The 15,299-nt window shown below is 70.9% G+C and carries 10 protein-coding genes, 1 tRNA gene and 4 pseudogenes; 10 read left to right on the top strand and 5 right to left on the bottom strand.

The features are described from left to right. Nucleotides 1-314: 314 nt before the first annotated feature. Both ACRAS8_RS17380 and ACRAS8_RS17375 read right to left on the bottom strand, forming a co-directional pair. Nucleotides 315-854: pseudogene (locus ACRAS8_RS17380) on the bottom strand (ATP-binding protein); the annotation flags it as partial. Between the two features lie 51 nt (nt 855-905). Next, nucleotides 906-1,793, bottom strand: coding sequence for a glycerophosphodiester phosphodiesterase family protein (locus tag ACRAS8_RS17375; RefSeq protein WP_438486943.1), 888 nt, complete (start codon nt 1,791-1,793; stop codon nt 906-908). A 489-nt stretch (nt 1,794-2,282) separates the two neighbouring features. On the opposite strand from ACRAS8_RS17375, the gene ACRAS8_RS17370 reads away from it, so the two are divergent. Further along, a complete protein-coding gene (locus ACRAS8_RS17370; RefSeq protein ID WP_438486942.1) occupies nt 2,283-3,785 on the top strand; it encodes a S1C family serine protease in 1,503 nt (500 codons plus the stop codon). 43 nt (nt 3,786-3,828) lie between these two features. Next, nucleotides 3,829-3,915 (top strand) — tRNA-Ser (locus tag ACRAS8_RS17365). A gap of 737 nt (nt 3,916-4,652) precedes the next feature. On the opposite strand, the gene ACRAS8_RS17360 is transcribed toward ACRAS8_RS17365, so the two are convergent. Continuing rightward, the gene (locus ACRAS8_RS17360; RefSeq protein WP_438486941.1) at nt 4,653-4,940 is read right to left on the bottom strand and encodes an SH3 domain-containing protein; all 288 of its coding nucleotides are present in this window, start codon (nt 4,938-4,940) and stop codon (nt 4,653-4,655) included. 202 nt (nt 4,941-5,142) lie between these two features. Here ACRAS8_RS17360 and ACRAS8_RS17355 point away from each other — a divergent pair. The 3 pseudogenes from ACRAS8_RS17355 to ACRAS8_RS17345 all read left to right on the top strand — a co-directional run bounded on the left by ACRAS8_RS17355 (nt 5,143) and on the right by ACRAS8_RS17345 (nt 8,028). Beyond that, nucleotides 5,143-6,523 (top strand): annotated as a pseudogene (locus ACRAS8_RS17355) (IS256 family transposase). Nucleotides 6,524-6,855: 332 nt separating this feature from the next. Beyond that, a pseudogene (locus ACRAS8_RS17350) lies at nt 6,856-7,184 on the top strand (NUDIX hydrolase); the annotation flags it as partial. A gap of 40 nt (nt 7,185-7,224) precedes the next feature. After that, nucleotides 7,225-8,028, top strand: a pseudogene (locus ACRAS8_RS17345) (IS5 family transposase). A gap of 149 nt (nt 8,029-8,177) precedes the next feature. Here ACRAS8_RS17345 and ACRAS8_RS17340 read toward each other — a convergent pair. Then, nucleotides 8,178-8,552 carry a hypothetical protein gene (locus ACRAS8_RS17340; RefSeq protein WP_438486940.1) on the bottom strand — a complete coding sequence of 125 codons (375 nt, stop codon included), beginning with the start codon at nt 8,550-8,552 and terminating at the stop codon, nt 8,178-8,180. 115 nt (nt 8,553-8,667) lie between these two features. Here ACRAS8_RS17340 and ACRAS8_RS17335 point away from each other — a divergent pair, with 115 nt between their 5' ends. Continuing rightward, nucleotides 8,668-9,432 carry a class I SAM-dependent methyltransferase gene (locus ACRAS8_RS17335; protein ID WP_438486939.1) on the top strand — a complete coding sequence of 255 codons (765 nt, stop codon included), beginning with the start codon at nt 8,668-8,670 and terminating at the stop codon, nt 9,430-9,432. 29 nt (nt 9,433-9,461) lie between these two features. Here the strand turns inward: ACRAS8_RS17335 and ACRAS8_RS17330 are convergent, their stop codons facing one another. Beyond that, a complete protein-coding gene (locus tag ACRAS8_RS17330; RefSeq protein ID WP_438486938.1) occupies nt 9,462-10,538 on the bottom strand; it encodes a bifunctional DNA primase/polymerase in 1,077 nt (358 codons plus the stop codon). A 568-nt stretch (nt 10,539-11,106) separates the two neighbouring features. Here ACRAS8_RS17330 and ACRAS8_RS17325 point away from each other — a divergent pair. The 4 genes from ACRAS8_RS17325 to ACRAS8_RS17310 all read left to right on the top strand — a co-directional run bounded on the left by ACRAS8_RS17325 (nt 11,107) and on the right by ACRAS8_RS17310 (nt 15,289). Next, the gene (locus ACRAS8_RS17325; RefSeq protein WP_438486937.1) at nt 11,107-11,418 is read left to right on the top strand and encodes a hypothetical protein; all 312 of its coding nucleotides are present in this window, start codon (nt 11,107-11,109) and stop codon (nt 11,416-11,418) included. A gap of 294 nt (nt 11,419-11,712) precedes the next feature. Continuing rightward, entirely contained in the window at nt 11,713-13,404 is a 1,692-nt protein-coding gene (locus ACRAS8_RS17320; RefSeq protein ID WP_438486936.1) for an OB-fold domain-containing protein, read from the top strand. Next, a complete protein-coding gene (locus ACRAS8_RS17315; protein WP_438486935.1) occupies nt 13,401-14,567 on the top strand; it encodes a lipid-transfer protein in 1,167 nt (388 codons plus the stop codon). The genes ACRAS8_RS17320 and ACRAS8_RS17315 overlap by 4 nt, the downstream gene beginning before the upstream one ends. 170 nt (nt 14,568-14,737) lie before the next feature. Beyond that, on the top strand, nt 14,738-15,289 hold the full coding sequence (locus ACRAS8_RS17310; protein WP_438486934.1) for a SigE family RNA polymerase sigma factor: 552 nt from the start codon (nt 14,738-14,740) through the stop codon (nt 15,287-15,289). Nucleotides 15,290-15,299 lie beyond the last annotated feature (10 nt).

The raw sequence follows: 15,299 nt of genomic DNA, 5'->3' as shown, positions 1-15,299 counted from the left end.
CGGGGCGCCGCCAACATCGCCGTAAGCGCCGTGAGTACGCCGTGGTGGGCGCCCCGGGCGGGCGCGTCGCGGTGCGCCGTGCGCCATGTGCCATGCGCCTCGGCGAAGGTCAGGCCCGCCGGGGCGCGGCCGTTCCGGTGCGGGCGGACGGGGGTGCCGGTGCGGGTCTTCCGCAGGGAGAGCGGGAGCCCGGTCAGCTCGGGCGTGCGGTCGGTCGCCAACTCGGAGGTGAGGTCGGACGACAGGTCCGTCGTCAGATCGGCTCCCAGGTCGGCCGTCAGATCCACGCGCGTAGCGAAAGCGCCCTGAAGGGAGAGTGCGGCCCAGACCGTCACCTCGCCGGGGGCGCTGTCGCGGACGCCCCAGTCCTTGGAGAGCGAGCGGATGATGGCCAGCCCGCGGCCGCCGCGGGCGGTGATGGACGGCGTGGCCGGAATCGGGCGGGTCGGACCGCCGCCGTCGGTGACCGCGACGGTCAGCCGCCCCTGGCCGTCGATGCGCCAGGAGGCGCGGACGGAGCCGGCGCGGCCGTCCGACGTGCCGTCGCCGTCCGGTGTGCGGTCCTCGTGTATCGGACGCGCATGGCGACACGCGTTGCTCAGTAGTTCCGAGAGGACCAGGATCGCGTCGTCGACGACTGTGTCCTGAACTCCCCTTGCCGACAGCTCTTCTCGCATGCGCCGCCTGGCCATGCCCACACCCGCCGGACCATGGGGTACGGCCATGATCGACGACGTCGGCACCTCTTGTGCCACCACCAACGCCACCCCCGAGACCTCCTTTGCCCCACGCCAGGGGATGGATGCCCCAATGGACTGGACCGGAAACCGGCCAACCGGCACACAGTGACGCACTCGACACGGCCGCCCACGGACCGAATGCGCCGGGGCACACCCCGTAAGGGGTCAGAGGGTGCCCGACGGGTCCTGGCCGGCGCCGAGTTGGAGGCGTACCTGTTTGGGGCGGTTGGTGATGATCGCGTCGACGCCCAGTTCGCGGCACATCTCCACGTCCGCGGGGTCGTTGACCGTCCAGACGTGGACCCGGTGGCCCGCCCGGTGCGCCCTGGCGACGTACTCGGGGTGCGCGCGGAGGATCCGTACGCCGGGGCCCGCGATGCGTACTCCGGGCGGCAGCCGGCCGTCCCGGTGGCGGGGGGTGAGGAACTGCATCAGATAGACGCCGGGGATGTCCGGCGCGGCGGCCCGTACACGGTGCAGGGAGCGCGCGGAGAAGCTCATGACGCGGACCGGCGGCGTCCAGTCGCGGGTGGCCGGTTTCGTGTGGCCGAAGCGGGCGAGGAGTTCGACCAGGCGCTGCTCCACCTGCCCGGCCCAGCGCGTGGGGTGCTTGGTCTCGATGGCCAGCTCGACCCGCCGGTCCGCGTCCGCGACCAGCTCCAGCAGCCGCTCCAGGGTCAGTACGGACGTCCGCTCGGCGTTCTGCCGGTCAGGTTCCTCGCCCGCGTCCACCGGCCGGCCGCCGCCGGCCCGCGCCGCGTCCGCCAGGACGTCCTTCCAGGACCCGAAGTCCAGCGCCGCGAGGTCGGCCAGCTCCAGCGCCGAGACCGCGCCGCGCCCGTTGGACGTGCGGTTCACCCGCCGGTCGTGGACGCAGACCAGATGCCCGTCGGCGGTCATGCGGACATCGCACTCCAGGGCGTCCGCGCCGTCCTCGATCGCCTGCCGGTAGGCGGCCAGGGTGTGCTCCGGCGCGTCCTCGGACGCGCCCCGGTGGGCCACGACGGCGGGCCGGCCCGGACGGGCGTCCTCGGTGGGGCGTGGGTTGGTCACCGCGTCATCGTGTCATCCGCCGCCGGAGGCCCGCCCGCGGGAGTGTCGATGGCCCCCGGCTCCCGCTCCGGCCCCGCGCGTACCCGTTGCCATGTCGCCTGCCGCGTCGCCTTCCATGTCGCCCGATTGCCGCACACGCCGTGCGTATCGCGCATGCCGCGTATGACGTAGAGGGAGGACTGTGCAATTTGTCCCGCTACGCACCGTAGTGCGGCGAATAAGTCACAGGTTCGGCTTACGGTGCTCTGACGAGCCATGGGGGACGCTTGGGAGGCTGGGCGGAGCGGGCCGGGCCGGGCGGTGGCACTGTGGCCGACCCCCTGGGCGGGCCGCCGGATGGCCACCGGATGACCAACGGGACGGCCGGGACTCGCCCCGAGCGGCGGGATCGCGGATGCTGGAGTACCGCGGGAACCCGGATGCTGGAATGCCGGGGTCCGGTCCCACTGACCGGCACCGCCGTGAAGCACGCTGACTGAGGAGAGAGCTGTGAGCACCGAGAACGAGGGAGCCGGAGTCCCGTCGGAGGCCAAGCCGCCGACCGGACCGCAGCCGGACAGCGCCCCCGCGCCCGCCTCCGGCGAACGGCCTCAGAACGCCCCGGCCGCCCCGGCAGTGCCTCCCGCGGCGCCCCCGCCGCCGGACTACGCCCCGCAGGCCGCGGCCCCCGGCGACCCCGGCCCGGCCGCCCATGACCACACGCAGCCGCTCCCTCCGACTCCTGCTCCGGCCGCGCACCCGGAGCAGCCCGCCGCCCCCTCCTCCCCGTATGCCGCGGCCGGGCACGGTGCGGCCGGCGGCTGGGGCGCTCCCCCGCCCGGCGGTGCCGGCGACCCGTGGGCCGCGCCCGGCCACCACCCGGCCCCCCAGAAGCGCAACGGCGGCCTGATCGCCGCGGTGCTGGTCGCCGCGCTGGTCGCGGGCGGAGTCGGCGGCGGCATCGGCTACTGGGCCGCCGGCCGCAACGACAGCGCCTCCACGACGGTCTCCGCCTCCGGCGACCCCGGTGCGCTGAACCGCAAGCCGACCTCCGTCTCCGGGATAGCGCAGCGGGCGCTGCCCAGCGTCGTCACGATCGAGGCCCAGGGCGCGTCCGGCGACGGTGGCACCGGCACCGGCTTCGTCTACGACAAGCAGGGCCACATCCTCACCAACAACCACGTCGTCGCCAGCGCGGCCCAGGGTGGCCGGCTCACCGCGACGTTCTCCAACGGCAAGAAGTACGACGCCGAGGTCATCGGCCACGCCCAGGGCTACGACGTCGCCGTCATCAAGCTCAAGAACGCCGCCGGCGCCACGCTCAACCCGCTCCCGCTGGGCAAGTCCGCCGACGTCCAGGTCGGTGACGCCACGATCGCCATCGGCGCGCCCTTCGGCCTGTCCGGCACGGTCACCACCGGCATCATCAGCGCCAAGGACCGCCCGGTGGCGTCCAGCGACGGCGGCGGCAGCAGCGCCTCGTACATGAGCGCCCTGCAGACGGACGCGTCGATAAACCCGGGCAACTCCGGCGGCCCGCTGCTGGACGCCGGCGGCAACGTCATCGGCATCAACTCCGCGATCCAGTCGGCCGGCAACGGCGGCGGGCTGGGCGGCGAGTCCGGCCAGTCCGGCAGCATCGGCCTGGGCTTCGCGATCCCCATCGACCAGGCGAAGCGGGTGGCGCAGGACCTGATCAGGACGGGTCAGCCGGTCTACCCGCAGATAGGCGTCCAGGTCGGCATGCGGGAGAGCGGCGACGGCGCGACCATCGCCCAGACCGGCAACAACGGCTCCGACGCGGTCACCCCGGGCGGCCCGGCCGCCAAGGCGGGCCTGAAGCCCGGCGACACCATCACCAAGCTCGACAGCACGGTGATCGACAGCGGCCCGACCCTCATCAGCGAGATCTGGCAGCACAAGCCCGGCGACCACGTCACGCTCACCTACAAGCGCGGTGGCAAGGAGCACACCACCCAGGTCACCCTGGGGCAGCGCACGGGCGACAAGTGACGCGCTAATCTGATCCCCGCGGCACCGCACTCCGGCGCCGCGGGGAGGCTTGCCCGAGCGGCCTAAGGGAACAGTCTTGAAAACTGTCGTGGCGGCAACGCCACCGTGGGTTCAAATCCCACAGCCTCCGCAGGTAGATGGCCCCTGACCAGGGATTTCCCGGTCGGGGGCCGTTTCCGTTCCCGACCGCGGTGTATCCGTGGTTGGTCACTCTTGACCGCGTTTGCCGCCCTGTCTGGCGTGAGTCTGGCACGGGCAGAGAGCTGACTCGGTCTCTGCTGGACGTGGTGGCGCCTGGGCTGGACGGAGCGAGGCGTGGCACCACCTTCAGGTGAGAGTGACTTCTCGATTGCTTCGAAGATGGCCGCGTCGTCTTCTTCTACCCGACACGCTGACAACGGCGGCTCTGGAATCCGCTGAACCTCCCTCCAGGGGAATCAGCTCGCGACTTCCCTTGGTCGTCGCTCCAATTGTCGCCTTGAGGGAAAGGCTGCGCGTCGTGTGAGGTGGCTACGCTCGTTCGCAGGAGCGCGGCGAGCACGAGGCGAAAATGGCACGCTCGACGATGGCCTCGGGCGCGTTGTTCTTTGATGATCAGGGTTGGGTCATGATGCTGGAGTCGGCGTACAAGGACTACCGGGGGATTCCCGGGGGCTACGTGGAGGCCGGTGAGTCTCCGCGCCAGAGTTGCAGGGACAGACCCGACTTCAATTCGGGGAGATCGGCTCGTACGCGGGGGATCGCAGGCTCGGCCTGCCGATGATGCGCCGTCCAGGGACCGGTTGTGCCCCGGACGGCGCCCGGCCATCGGTCAGCCCCTGGAGTCCGTCTCAGATGTTCTTGTTCGGCGCCAGAGGGTGTGCGCTGTCAGCCAGCGCCGAAGCCGACGCACTCACTGGCGACCCAGCCATCACGACCGCCGATCCTTACGGTGCTCCAGTCGCTACCCCCGCCGCAGGTGCTGTAGTGCGAGCCGGTGACGCTGCCATCCTGGAGCGTGCCACAGGGAAGGCGGCTGCCCTTGGCCAACGTGCCTATGACGCCGAACTGCGATCCCGGGCCGCTGCGGATGTTCACCGTACCGTTCGCGGCGTTGTACACGTAGCACGACGCAGAGGCCCTTGCCACTGCGGCCTTCTCGATCGGAGCCGCCATGGCGGGCGCAGTAGCGAGCCCGAGCAGCCCGAGAACTGTCATCCCAGTAGTTGCCACAACCTTTGCAGCAGAACGCACAGCAGATACTGCCTTTCTTGCAGGTTCCTGAGTATCCGTGCAGACGATAATGGAAGTACCGGATGGACTGTCAAAAAGGGAATGTCATGAATCAGGTGGGCACCTGACTCAGAAGGGACCCCTGATGGCCACCAAGAACGGTCACCTGGTCGAGGACGCTGACGGCGTGTCGGGTGCGGTGCTGGATGCGAGCGTTGACGGTGCCGGTGTGGCATCGAAGACGACGACGGCGAGCCGCGAGGCGGCGGCCTTGCACAGGCTGAGCCCGCGGCTGATGGACGAGCTCGCGGAGCTCGCCGCGGACAAGGTCCGCGATGGCGGACTGCGGTTGATGGGCGAAGACGGGCTGCTGGTCGAGTTGACCCGGCATCTGATGCAGGCCGCCGTCGAGGCGGAGATGGACTTGCACCTGGCCGAGGAGGCCGGCCGCACCGGCGGCCGGGGCTCGCGCTCGGGCGGCAACGCCCGCAACGGTTACCAGCCAAGGAAGGTGCTGACCGAGGTCGGCGCCGTGACGGTGCAGGTCCCCCGGGACCGGCTGGGCACGTTTAGCTCGGGTCTGCTGCCGAAGTACGCGCGGCGGACCGGCGGCCTGGAGGAGATGGTCCTCCCGCTGACCGCGAAGGGCCTCACGTCCGGGAGATCGTCGCTCATCTCGCCGAGACCTACGGCATGGAGACCTCCAAGAGACCGTCTCCACCATCACGGACAAAGCCCTCCATTCGATGGCCGGCTGGCGCACGCGTCCGCTCGATCCCGTCTACCCGGTCCTGTTCGTCGACTGCGTGAACGTGAAGATCCGCGATGGTGCCGTGGTGAACCGTCCGGTCTATGTCGTGCTCGCGGTCACCTGCGACGGGCACCGCGAGATCCTCCGGTTGTGGGCCGGTGACGGCGGCGAGGGCGCGAAGTACTGGCAAAACGTCCTCGCCGAGCTGCAAAACCGCGGGGTGAGGGACGTGCTGATGCTCGTCTGCGACGGGCTCAAGGGCCTGCCGGAGGCGGTCAACACCGTCTTCCCCGCCGCGGTGGTTCAGCTCTGCATCGTTCACCTCATCCACACCACGCTGAAGTACATCTCGCGCGCCGACTGGGACAAGGCGGCCCGCGATCTGCGACCCATCTACACCGCCGCCAACGAGGACGAAGCCCTCGCCCGGCTCGCCGAGTTCAGCGAGAAATGGGAGGCCAAGTACCCGGCCGCGGTCCACGCCTGGGAACGGTTCTGGAGCGAGGTGGTGCCCTTCCTGGGCTTCCTGGCCCCCATCCGGAAGATCATCTCGACCACGAACGCGATCGAGAGCCTGAACGCCCGCTACCGGCGCTCCGTCAACGCCTGCGGACACTTCCCCAACGAGACCGCCGCCCTCAAGCGGCTCAACCTCACCACACTCGCCCTCGACCCCACTGGGAAGGGACGCAAGCGGTGGACCAGACGGTGGAAGGAGGCAATGAACGCGTTCGACATCGCCTTCGACGGCCGCCTCTCCGCCGAACGAGCGTGAGCCAATCAGATCAACGAGAAACCTCTACGCCAACCAAATGGTGAACACCACTTTCGTGATGCTCCCGTCAAAAACGGAAAAAGAATGACGCTTGTCTTGAGAAAGCTTCCGTTTACCACTCCGGGTGCTTGATCGGTCGAGCTGGGTTCCTGATCGGGTGATCGCGATGGCGTAGGCATATGAAGGCAGGGGTCTCTTGGCAGCTCAGGGTCGCGGAGTTCAAGCGCCAAGCGTGACGCTTGTCGGAGGCGCTGGGGAGCCACCAGGCGAGAGAGGCGGCGATCACGCAGTGGAAGACCCATGGCGAGCGGCAGATCTAGCACGAATCCTGGGTGAACCTGTGCCTGGTGGATGTTCAACAGCCGGGTGGCCGACACCACGCCGTCCGGCTCCGGCTCCGGCACTTGGCCGTGGCCGCCGTGGTCAACGATCGTCTTGAGATCCTGATGATGTAGCGGCACCGCTTCATCGCCGACTCGTGGGCGCGGGAGCTGCCCATGGGCCTCATAGAAGAGGACGAGACGCCTGAGCAGGCGGCGTTCCGTGAGGTGTTGGAAGAGGTCGGCTGGCGTCCCGGACCGATGAACCGCTGCTCTACGCGGAGTCTGCGAATGGGATCGCAGACTCGCAGCACCACATCTTCCAAGCCGGCGGCGCGACTTAGACGTCATCTCATTTGGCGTGTTCGGTAGCCTGCCGGCGTGGGAATCTTTGAGCGGCTGGTGCCGGACGGGTTGTGGGAGTTGTTCCAGCGAGTGGTGCCGGAAGCGACGGCCCGGCCTCAGGGAGGTGGTCGGCGCCGGCACGATGACCGCGAAGTGCTGGCTGCGATCTTGTTCGTGGCCATGTCGGGCTGCACCTGGCAGCAGCTGCCGACCGCTTCGTTCGGGCCGTCGGGAGCGACGGCTCACCGGCGCTTCGCCGAATGGACGAAGGTCAGGGTCTGGGCCAGGCTCCACCGCTTGGTCCTCGACGAGCCGGCGCCCGCGGTGAGCTTGACTGGTCCCGCTGCGCGATCGACTCGGTGAACATGCAGGCCTTGAAGAGGGGGGCCTGACAGGCCCGAATGCTATGGACCGGGGTAAGTACGGGTCGAAGGTCCACTTGATCACCGAGCGGACCGGTCTGCCCCTGCCCGTCGGAATCTCGGGGGCGAACCTGCACGACAGCCAGGTGCTGATCCCGCTGGTGAAGGGCATACCGCCGATCCGCTCCCGGCGCGGACGTCGACGACGCAGGCCGGGCAAGCTCCACGCCGACAAGGGGTACGACTACACCACCTGCGGTGATGGTTACGCGAGCGGGGCATCAAGCACTGCATCGCCCGCAAAGGCATCGAGTCCTCAATCCGCCTGTGCCGCCGCTGTCGGACCATAGAACGCACCATGTCCTGGCTCGCCGGATGCCGCCGACTGCGCCGCTGCTACGAGCGCAAAGCTGAGCACTTCCTGGCCTTCACCAGCATCGCCTGCACTCTCATCTGCTACCGCAGAATCACCAAATGAGACGACGTCTAACTAAGCCATGTCTCAAGCGAGATCCAAAATGCTTCGTCATGGGCATGGGCATGGGCACGGTGGGGTGGTACGGAGGAGCTGGTGGTTGGTCGAAGGTGGTCGGCCGGGCGTCCCTTTTCGTGTGCTGACCGGTCGGGCTATTCGCCGAGGGCCTGGTGTTCTTCCGCGGCCTCTTCCTGATCGTGGAGGTGCTTGAGGGCGGAGCGGGCGGCGGGGGCGTCGTCGCAGGTGGTCCAGAAGTCGTGGGTGACGACGCGTTCGGCGAGTTCGAGGGTGCGGGCGCGCAGCGTGGCGACCTGGGCCTGCTCCTCGTCGGTCCAGCCCGGGGAGTCGGCGCGTTCGGTCTCGTGGAAGTGACCGTTTTCCTTGTTGTGCGTCCAGCCGGGGAGGGGTTCGACCGACCACGGCAGGCGCTTGTAGAGGTCCGCGAGGGCGGACTGGACCTGGTGCAGCTCCAGCTGTGCTTCCCGCAGGTCCTGGGGGAAGTCATAGGTCTTCTGCTTGTCAGCCACAACGGAAGGATACCGCTCGCACCGTTCACTCGTTCGATTCTGGTGGGGTGGGGCGGGTGTGGTGGTGGGGGAGAAAGGGCTGGCGGGGGCGGGTGCGGGCAGTGAGGGTGGGGCCATGGAGCGTTCTTTTGAGGAATTGGTGGCGGAGGCCGAAGCGGTGTCGGTGGCGGGCTGGGACTTCTCCTGGCTCGACGGGAGGGCCACCGAGCAGCGGCCTTCGTGGGGGTATCAGCGGCTGCTGGGGGAGCGGCTGGCGCGGGCGTCGGCGGCGCTGGACATCCAGACCGGGGGCGGTGAGGTGCTCGCCGGGGCCGGGGCGCTGCCGCCGTTGACGGTGGCGACGGAGTCCTGGCCGCCGAATGTCGCCCGGGCGACCGCGCTGCTGCATCCGCTGGGTGCGGTGGTGGTGGCGGACGAGGACGAGCCGCCGCTGCCGTTCGCGAACGAGGCGTTCGACCTGGTGACGAGCCGGCATCCGGTGACGGTGTGGTGGCAGGAGATCGCCCGGGTGCTGCGGCCGGGCGGTACGTACCTCTCCCAACAGGTCGGCCCGGCCAGCGTGTTCGAGCTGGTGGAGTACTTCCTGGGGCCGCAGCCGGAGGAGGCCCGGCGGGCCCGGCATCCCGAGGATGCGCGGCGGGCGGCGGAGGCGGCCGGGCTGGAGGTCGTCGATCTGCGGTACGAGGAGCTGCGGACGGAGTTCCTCGACATCGGGGCCGTCATCTACTTCCTGCGCAAGGTGGTGTGGATGGTGCCGGGCTTCACCGTCGCGCAATATCGGGAGCAGCTGCGGGAGTTGGACTTGCGGATTCGGCGGGAGGGGGCGTTCGTGGCGCACACGACGCGGTTCCTGCTCGAGGCGCGGAAGCCGGTGGCGTAACGGCCCTCGGGGTCCGGGTCCGGAGGGGCTCAGCGGCGGGCAGCCGAGGCGACGGTGGCGCGGGCCTCGGCTTCGGGGAGGCCGGTGTGGCGGGCGGCGGCGAGCAGGCGCTCGGCGAGTTCCGGGCCGAGGCCGGATTCGTAGGCGCGGCAGGCGGCCCAGAAGAGGCGGGTGTTGCGCTGGCCCCGGGGGGAGGCGCGGACGAAGCGGAGGAGGGCGGCGGCGGGTGGCTGGGGGCGGTGGGACGGGGAGGGGTGTTCCGCGTGTGGCGGGGTGCCGAGCGGGGGGCGCAGGAGCGCGAGCAGGGCGGGCGGGGTCGGTGCGGGGCGGCGGGGGGTGTCCGGGGCCAGGGCGTACCGGCCGTGGACGGTGAGGGAGCCGGGGCCGACCAGATAGCCGCCGGTGCCGCGGACGTCGATGCCCGGGGCGAGCCGGCCGGCGGAGTTGGGGACGGGCGGTGCCGGCGGGCCGGTGAACCAGAGGTGGCGGCCGCCCGAGGGGGTCAGGACGGTGACCGTCGGGGGCAGCGCGAAGCCGTGTGCCTCGGCGATCAGGCGGAGGGCGGTGGGGCCGTCGGCGCCGTGCCGGGTGTCGAGGTCGATGCCGACGAGGTGGTGCGGGGCGCGGCCGCAGGCGATGCCGTAGCCGGTGGCCCAGGGGGCGGCGGCGAACATCCGGCGGATCGTGAACGGGTCGGTGGCGGCGTCGTGGACGCCGTGGCCGAGGCGGCCGCAGGCGCCGTGACAGGGCGGGGTGGTGGGGGAGTGGTGGGCGCCGCCGGGGGTGAGGCGCGCGTCGTTGGTGAAGGGGTGAGCGGCGTCGTGGTGTGGGGAGCGGAGGGCGGGGAGTTTGGTGCGGGTCAGGGGGATGACGGGAAAGCCGCGCTCGGCGGCGAGGAGGGCGTGGGTGAGGGCGGTGTGGTGGGCGTCGGCCGGGGCGAGGAGGGGGCCCGGAGGCGCTTCGGGCGCGGGCCAGAGGGTGGGCTGGAGGGTGGGTCGGAGGGCAGGGCGGACGGAGTCGGGGCCGAGGTTGGCGGGGCCCTCGGGCGGGAGGGGCGCCGCCGGGGGTGCGGTGAGCCGTGCGGTATGGCGATGGGGCGTGGCCATGGATTTATTTTCGTACGGATGTTCGATGAAGGGAAGGGGGTCCGGGTGGGCGTGCGGTGAAGATCGCGTATGCGCCGGGTCCGGCGGAGGCGCAAGGGGGCGCGCGCTGCCCTGGCGGGGAGCGGGTTGTGGTGGGGCGCCGGGGGATCGTGGGGCGTTTCGGGGTTGCGAGTGGAGGCGTCGGCGTTTACCCGGGCTTCCTCATGCTTGCGAGGGAATCAGGCTCGGCCACTGCGTCTCCGGTGGGCGGGTGGGCAATCCTGAGGTCGCGACGTCGAGAAAGGCACGAGAAAGACACCGCGGGGGTCGGCCAACTGCCCGGTGAGTGCGGGGAGTTAGCGGTTTTCGGCTGGCCGGAACCGGTCGTTCGGAATGGGGCCCAGGAGGTCGGGCCCCCGTCCGGGAGGCGGTCCGGCGGCTGGTCCGCTTACCGAAATCCCGCACCAGTCAGTACACCCAGCGTCAGTCAGCACGTCCGGCATCAGTCAGTACATCCGGTGCTATCCAGTACATCCAGAACCATCAGCACGTCAGAACCCAGAAGTTGCGTTCCGTAGGAGGAAGAGACATGGCAAGCACCCGTACCGCCCGTGTCATCGCGGTCGCTTTCGCACTGCCCTTCGCGGCGGCGCTCTGTACCGGCGTGGCGCAGGCCGACAACGGAGGCTTTGCGAACAACGGGTCGAGTTCGGCCGCCACGAGCCAGACCGGCACCGGCGTCGGCCACAACAACTTCGGCAACTCCACCACCGGCCAGCAGGTGGCCAACGGCCCCGGGGTGTCCAACCAGGACAACACCGCCAGCGTGAACGGCCACGGCTTCACGGTCATCGACCAGGACAACACCAACACCGACGTCGACTTCGACGAGATCTCGTGAGCCGGTCCGCCGCACCCCGGTGTGGCGGTTGACCGGAGGGTGAGTGGTACGAGGTGCCGCGGGGTGGGCCGGTGGGCGCTCTGGGGTTCATCGCGTGGACCTTGACAGCGAGCGGGTTTCTGACGGACAGTCAGAAACCCGCTCGCTCGTTCGCCCGGCCGTCACCCGAAGGAAGGCCCGGGCGGCGGCGTGCCGCGCAGATCGACACCTTCGGGGGCGAGTTCGGCGAGGTCGGCGTGGTGCGGAGGGGGACCGTGGCCACGATGCGATGGGGATGCGGAGGGGGCGGCAGCGGTGACTGGGGTCGGTGGTGAGAGGAGCGAACGGGCGGATGGTGCGCCCGGCGGCAACGCGTACGAGCGGGCGCTCAAGGCGTTCGAGGGGCGCGGGGCGGCGGTCGAGGGGGTGGGGAAGGATCCGGTCAACGCGGCGATGATCCGGCACTGGTGCGAGGCGATGGGCGATACCCACCCCGCCTACCAGGGGCCGGACGCCGTCGCCCCGCCGACCATGCTCCAGGCGTGGACGATGGGCGGGCTCTCCGGCCACCAGGGCCACAACCCCGCGCACGACGAGCTGTTCGCTCTGCTCGACGGCGCCGGCTACACCTCCGTCGTCGCCACCGACTGCGAGCAGGAGTATCTGCGTCCGCTGCGCCCCGGTGACGTGATCACCTTCGACTCGGTGATCGAGTCGGTCTCGGCGCGCAAGACCACCAAGCTGGGCACCGGCCACTTCATCACGACCCGGATGGATGTCCGGGCGAACGGGGAGGCGGCCGGGACGCACCGCTTCCGGATCCTCAAGTACGCGCCGGCGGCCCGGCCCGGTCCCCAGGGGCGGGACGCGGGCGGGCGCTCCCCGGCCTCGGGGAAACGGCCCCCGGCCTCGGAGAAGCGGCCCCGGCCGGTCGTCAACCGGGACAACGCCGGCTTCTGGGCGGGCGTGGCCGATCACAAGCTGCTCATCCAGCGCTGTGGCGGCTGCGGCAGGCTGCGTTTTCCCTGGTTGCCGGGGTGCAACGGGTGCGGTGCGGCGGACTGGGACACCGTCGAGGCGAGCGGCACCGGGACCGTGTACTCGTACGTGGTGATGCACCACCCGCCGTTCCCGGCCTTCAGCGCGACGGCTGTGGCTGGTGGTGCTTCTGGTGCCACCAGTGCCGCCGGTTCTGCTGGTGTCGACCGCGTCGCTGGTGCTGGCGGTGCCGGCCGTGCTGCCGGCGCGGGAGGGCCGTATGCGGTCGGGCTGATCGAGCTGGCGGAGGGGGTGCGGATGGTCAGCAATGTGGTCGGGGTGCCGTACGACCGGGTGCGGATCGGTATGCCGGTGCGGCTGGAATTCCTGCGGGTGGATGAGGAGTTGACGCTTCCCGTTTTCCGAGCCGACGAGGGCGCAACGGCCGGGGAAGCCGCACCGGCTGGGGAGGGCGCACCGGCCGGAGAGGGCAGTACGGCCGGCGTGGAGGCAGCGGGAGCCGCCACGAGCGGGGAGGGGAAAACCGTCCGGGCCCCCGCCCCGGACGCCGACCTGGCCCCCGCCCAAGACCCCGACCCGGCCCCCGCGCTCCGCCCCGCCCTCCGCCCCGGCCTGGAACTCCCGCCCCTCACCCTTCCCCTCACCCGCACCCTGATCGTCTCCGGGGCGATCGCCTCGCGCGACTACCAGGACGTGCACCACGACGCCGAGGCCGCCCGCGAGAAGGGCTCCCCCGACATCTTCATGAACATCCTCACCACCAACGGCCTCGTCGGCCGCTACCTCACCGGCCACTTCGGCCCCCGGTCCGTCCTGCGCAAGGTCGCCATCCGTCTGGGCGCGCCCAACTACCCAGGAGACACCATGGTGTTGAGCGGCACCGTCACGGCAGTCCTCGACGGCACCACGGCCGAGGTCCGGATCGTCGGCAGGAACGGTCTGGGCAATCACGTCACCGGCACCGTCACCGTCACGGTTACCGCCGAGCCGGCGGCGGACGCCCGATGACCCGCCACCGCCCCGACACCCTCGGCGGCCGCGCCGCCGTCGTCGGCATCGGCGCCACCGAGTTCTCCAAGGACTCCGGCCGCAGCGAACTCAAGCTCGCCGTCGAGGCCGTGCACGCCGCCCTCGCGGACGCCGGGCTGACCCCGGACGACGTGGACGGCCTGGTCACCTTCACCATGGACACCAACCCCGAGATCACCGTCGCCCAGGCCGCCGGCATCGGCGAACTGACCTTCTTCTCCCGCGTCCACTACGGCGGCGGCGCGGCCTGCGCCACCGTCCAGCAGGCCGCCCTCGCGGTCGCCACCGGCCTCGCCGACGTCGTGGTCTGCTACCGCGCCTTCAACGAGCGTTCCGGCCGCCGTTTCGGCGCCGGCGTCCAGCACCGCGAACCCTCCGCCGAGGGCACCGCGCTCGGCTGGAACCTCCCCTTCGGCCTGCTCACCCCCGCCTCCTGGGTCGCCATGGCCGCCCAACGCTACCTGCACACCCACGGCCTGACCCCGGACGCCTTCGGCCACGTCGCGGTCACCGGCCGCCGGCACGCCGCCCGCAACCCGGCCGCCTACTTCCACGGCAAGCCGATCACCCTCGCCGACCACGCGGCCTCCCGCTGGATCGTCGAACCGCTGCGGCTGCTGGACTGCTGCCAGGAGACCGACGGCGCCCAGGCACTGGTGGTCACCTCCGTCGAACGGGCCCGCGACCTCCCCCACCCACCCGCCGTGATCACCGCCGCGGCCCAGGGCGCCGGCCGCGCCCAGGAGCAGATGACCAGCTTCTACCGTGACGACCTCACCGGCCTCCCCGAGATGCGTGTGGTCGCCGACCAGTTGTGGCGCACCTCCGGCCTCGCCCCCGCCGACATCGACGTCGCCGTCCTCTACGACCACTTCACCCCCTTCGTGCTCATGCAGCTGGAGGAGTTCGGCTTCTGCGGCCGCGGCGAGGCCGCCGACTTCGTCGCCGCCGACACCCTCCCCCTGAACACCCACGGCGGCCAGCTCGGCGAGGCGTATCTGCACGGCATGAATGGCATCGCCGAGGCCGTCCGCCAACTCCGCGGCACCAGCCCCAACCAGGCCGGCGCCCCCGCCCACACCCTGGTCACCGCCGGCACGGGCGTACCGACATCGGGGCTGATACTGGGGCGGGAGGGGTAGCCGGGGACGGCGGAGCGGGCGGGTCCGGTCCCCTGCGCCCCTAGGGGAGCACCCGGGACGCTCCCCCCTGAGGAGGTGCGGAGGGCCCCACCCGTACAACTTGAGGCGGACGCGGCTTCGGCACCTTGGGCCGACGCCCGCGACCCGCCCCCGCTCCTAGCGTGGAACACATGACCACGACTGCGTGCACAACCGCCTCGACGCCCGCGACGTTCCCGTCGTTCGCGTCCTACGTACGGGCCCGGGGGCCGGTTCTGCTGCGCGCCGCGCGGTCCCTGTCCTCGAACCCGAACGACGCCGAGGACCTCCTCCAGACCGCGCTCACCAAGACGTACGTGGCCTGGGATCGCATCGAGGACCACCGCGCGCTGGACGGCTACGTCCGCCGCGCGCTGATCAACACCCGCACCTCCCAGTGGCGCAAGCGCAAGGTCGAGGAGTTCGCCTGCGACGAGCTGCCCGAGCCGGACCCGACGCCCGCGCCCGACCCGGCCGAGCTGCAGGGGCTGCGCGACGCGATGTGGCGCGCGATCATGCGGCTGCCCGCGCGGCAGCGCGCGATGGTCGTCCTCAGGTACTACGAGGACCTCAGTGAGGCCCAGACCGCCGAGGTCATGGAGGTCTCGATCGGCACGGTCAAGAGCGCCGTCTCGCGCGCCCTCGCCAAACTCAGGGACGACCCGGAACTGACGTCCCTGGGCCTGAACCGCATAGCCGCCTAACGGATCCCGT

Origin of the sequence: Streptomyces sp. S186, from assembly GCF_051603415.1 — a bacterium.
Taxonomy (GTDB): Bacteria; Actinomycetota; Actinomycetes; order Streptomycetales; family Streptomycetaceae; genus Streptomyces.
This window is presented reverse-complemented; position numbering and strand designations above follow the sequence as displayed.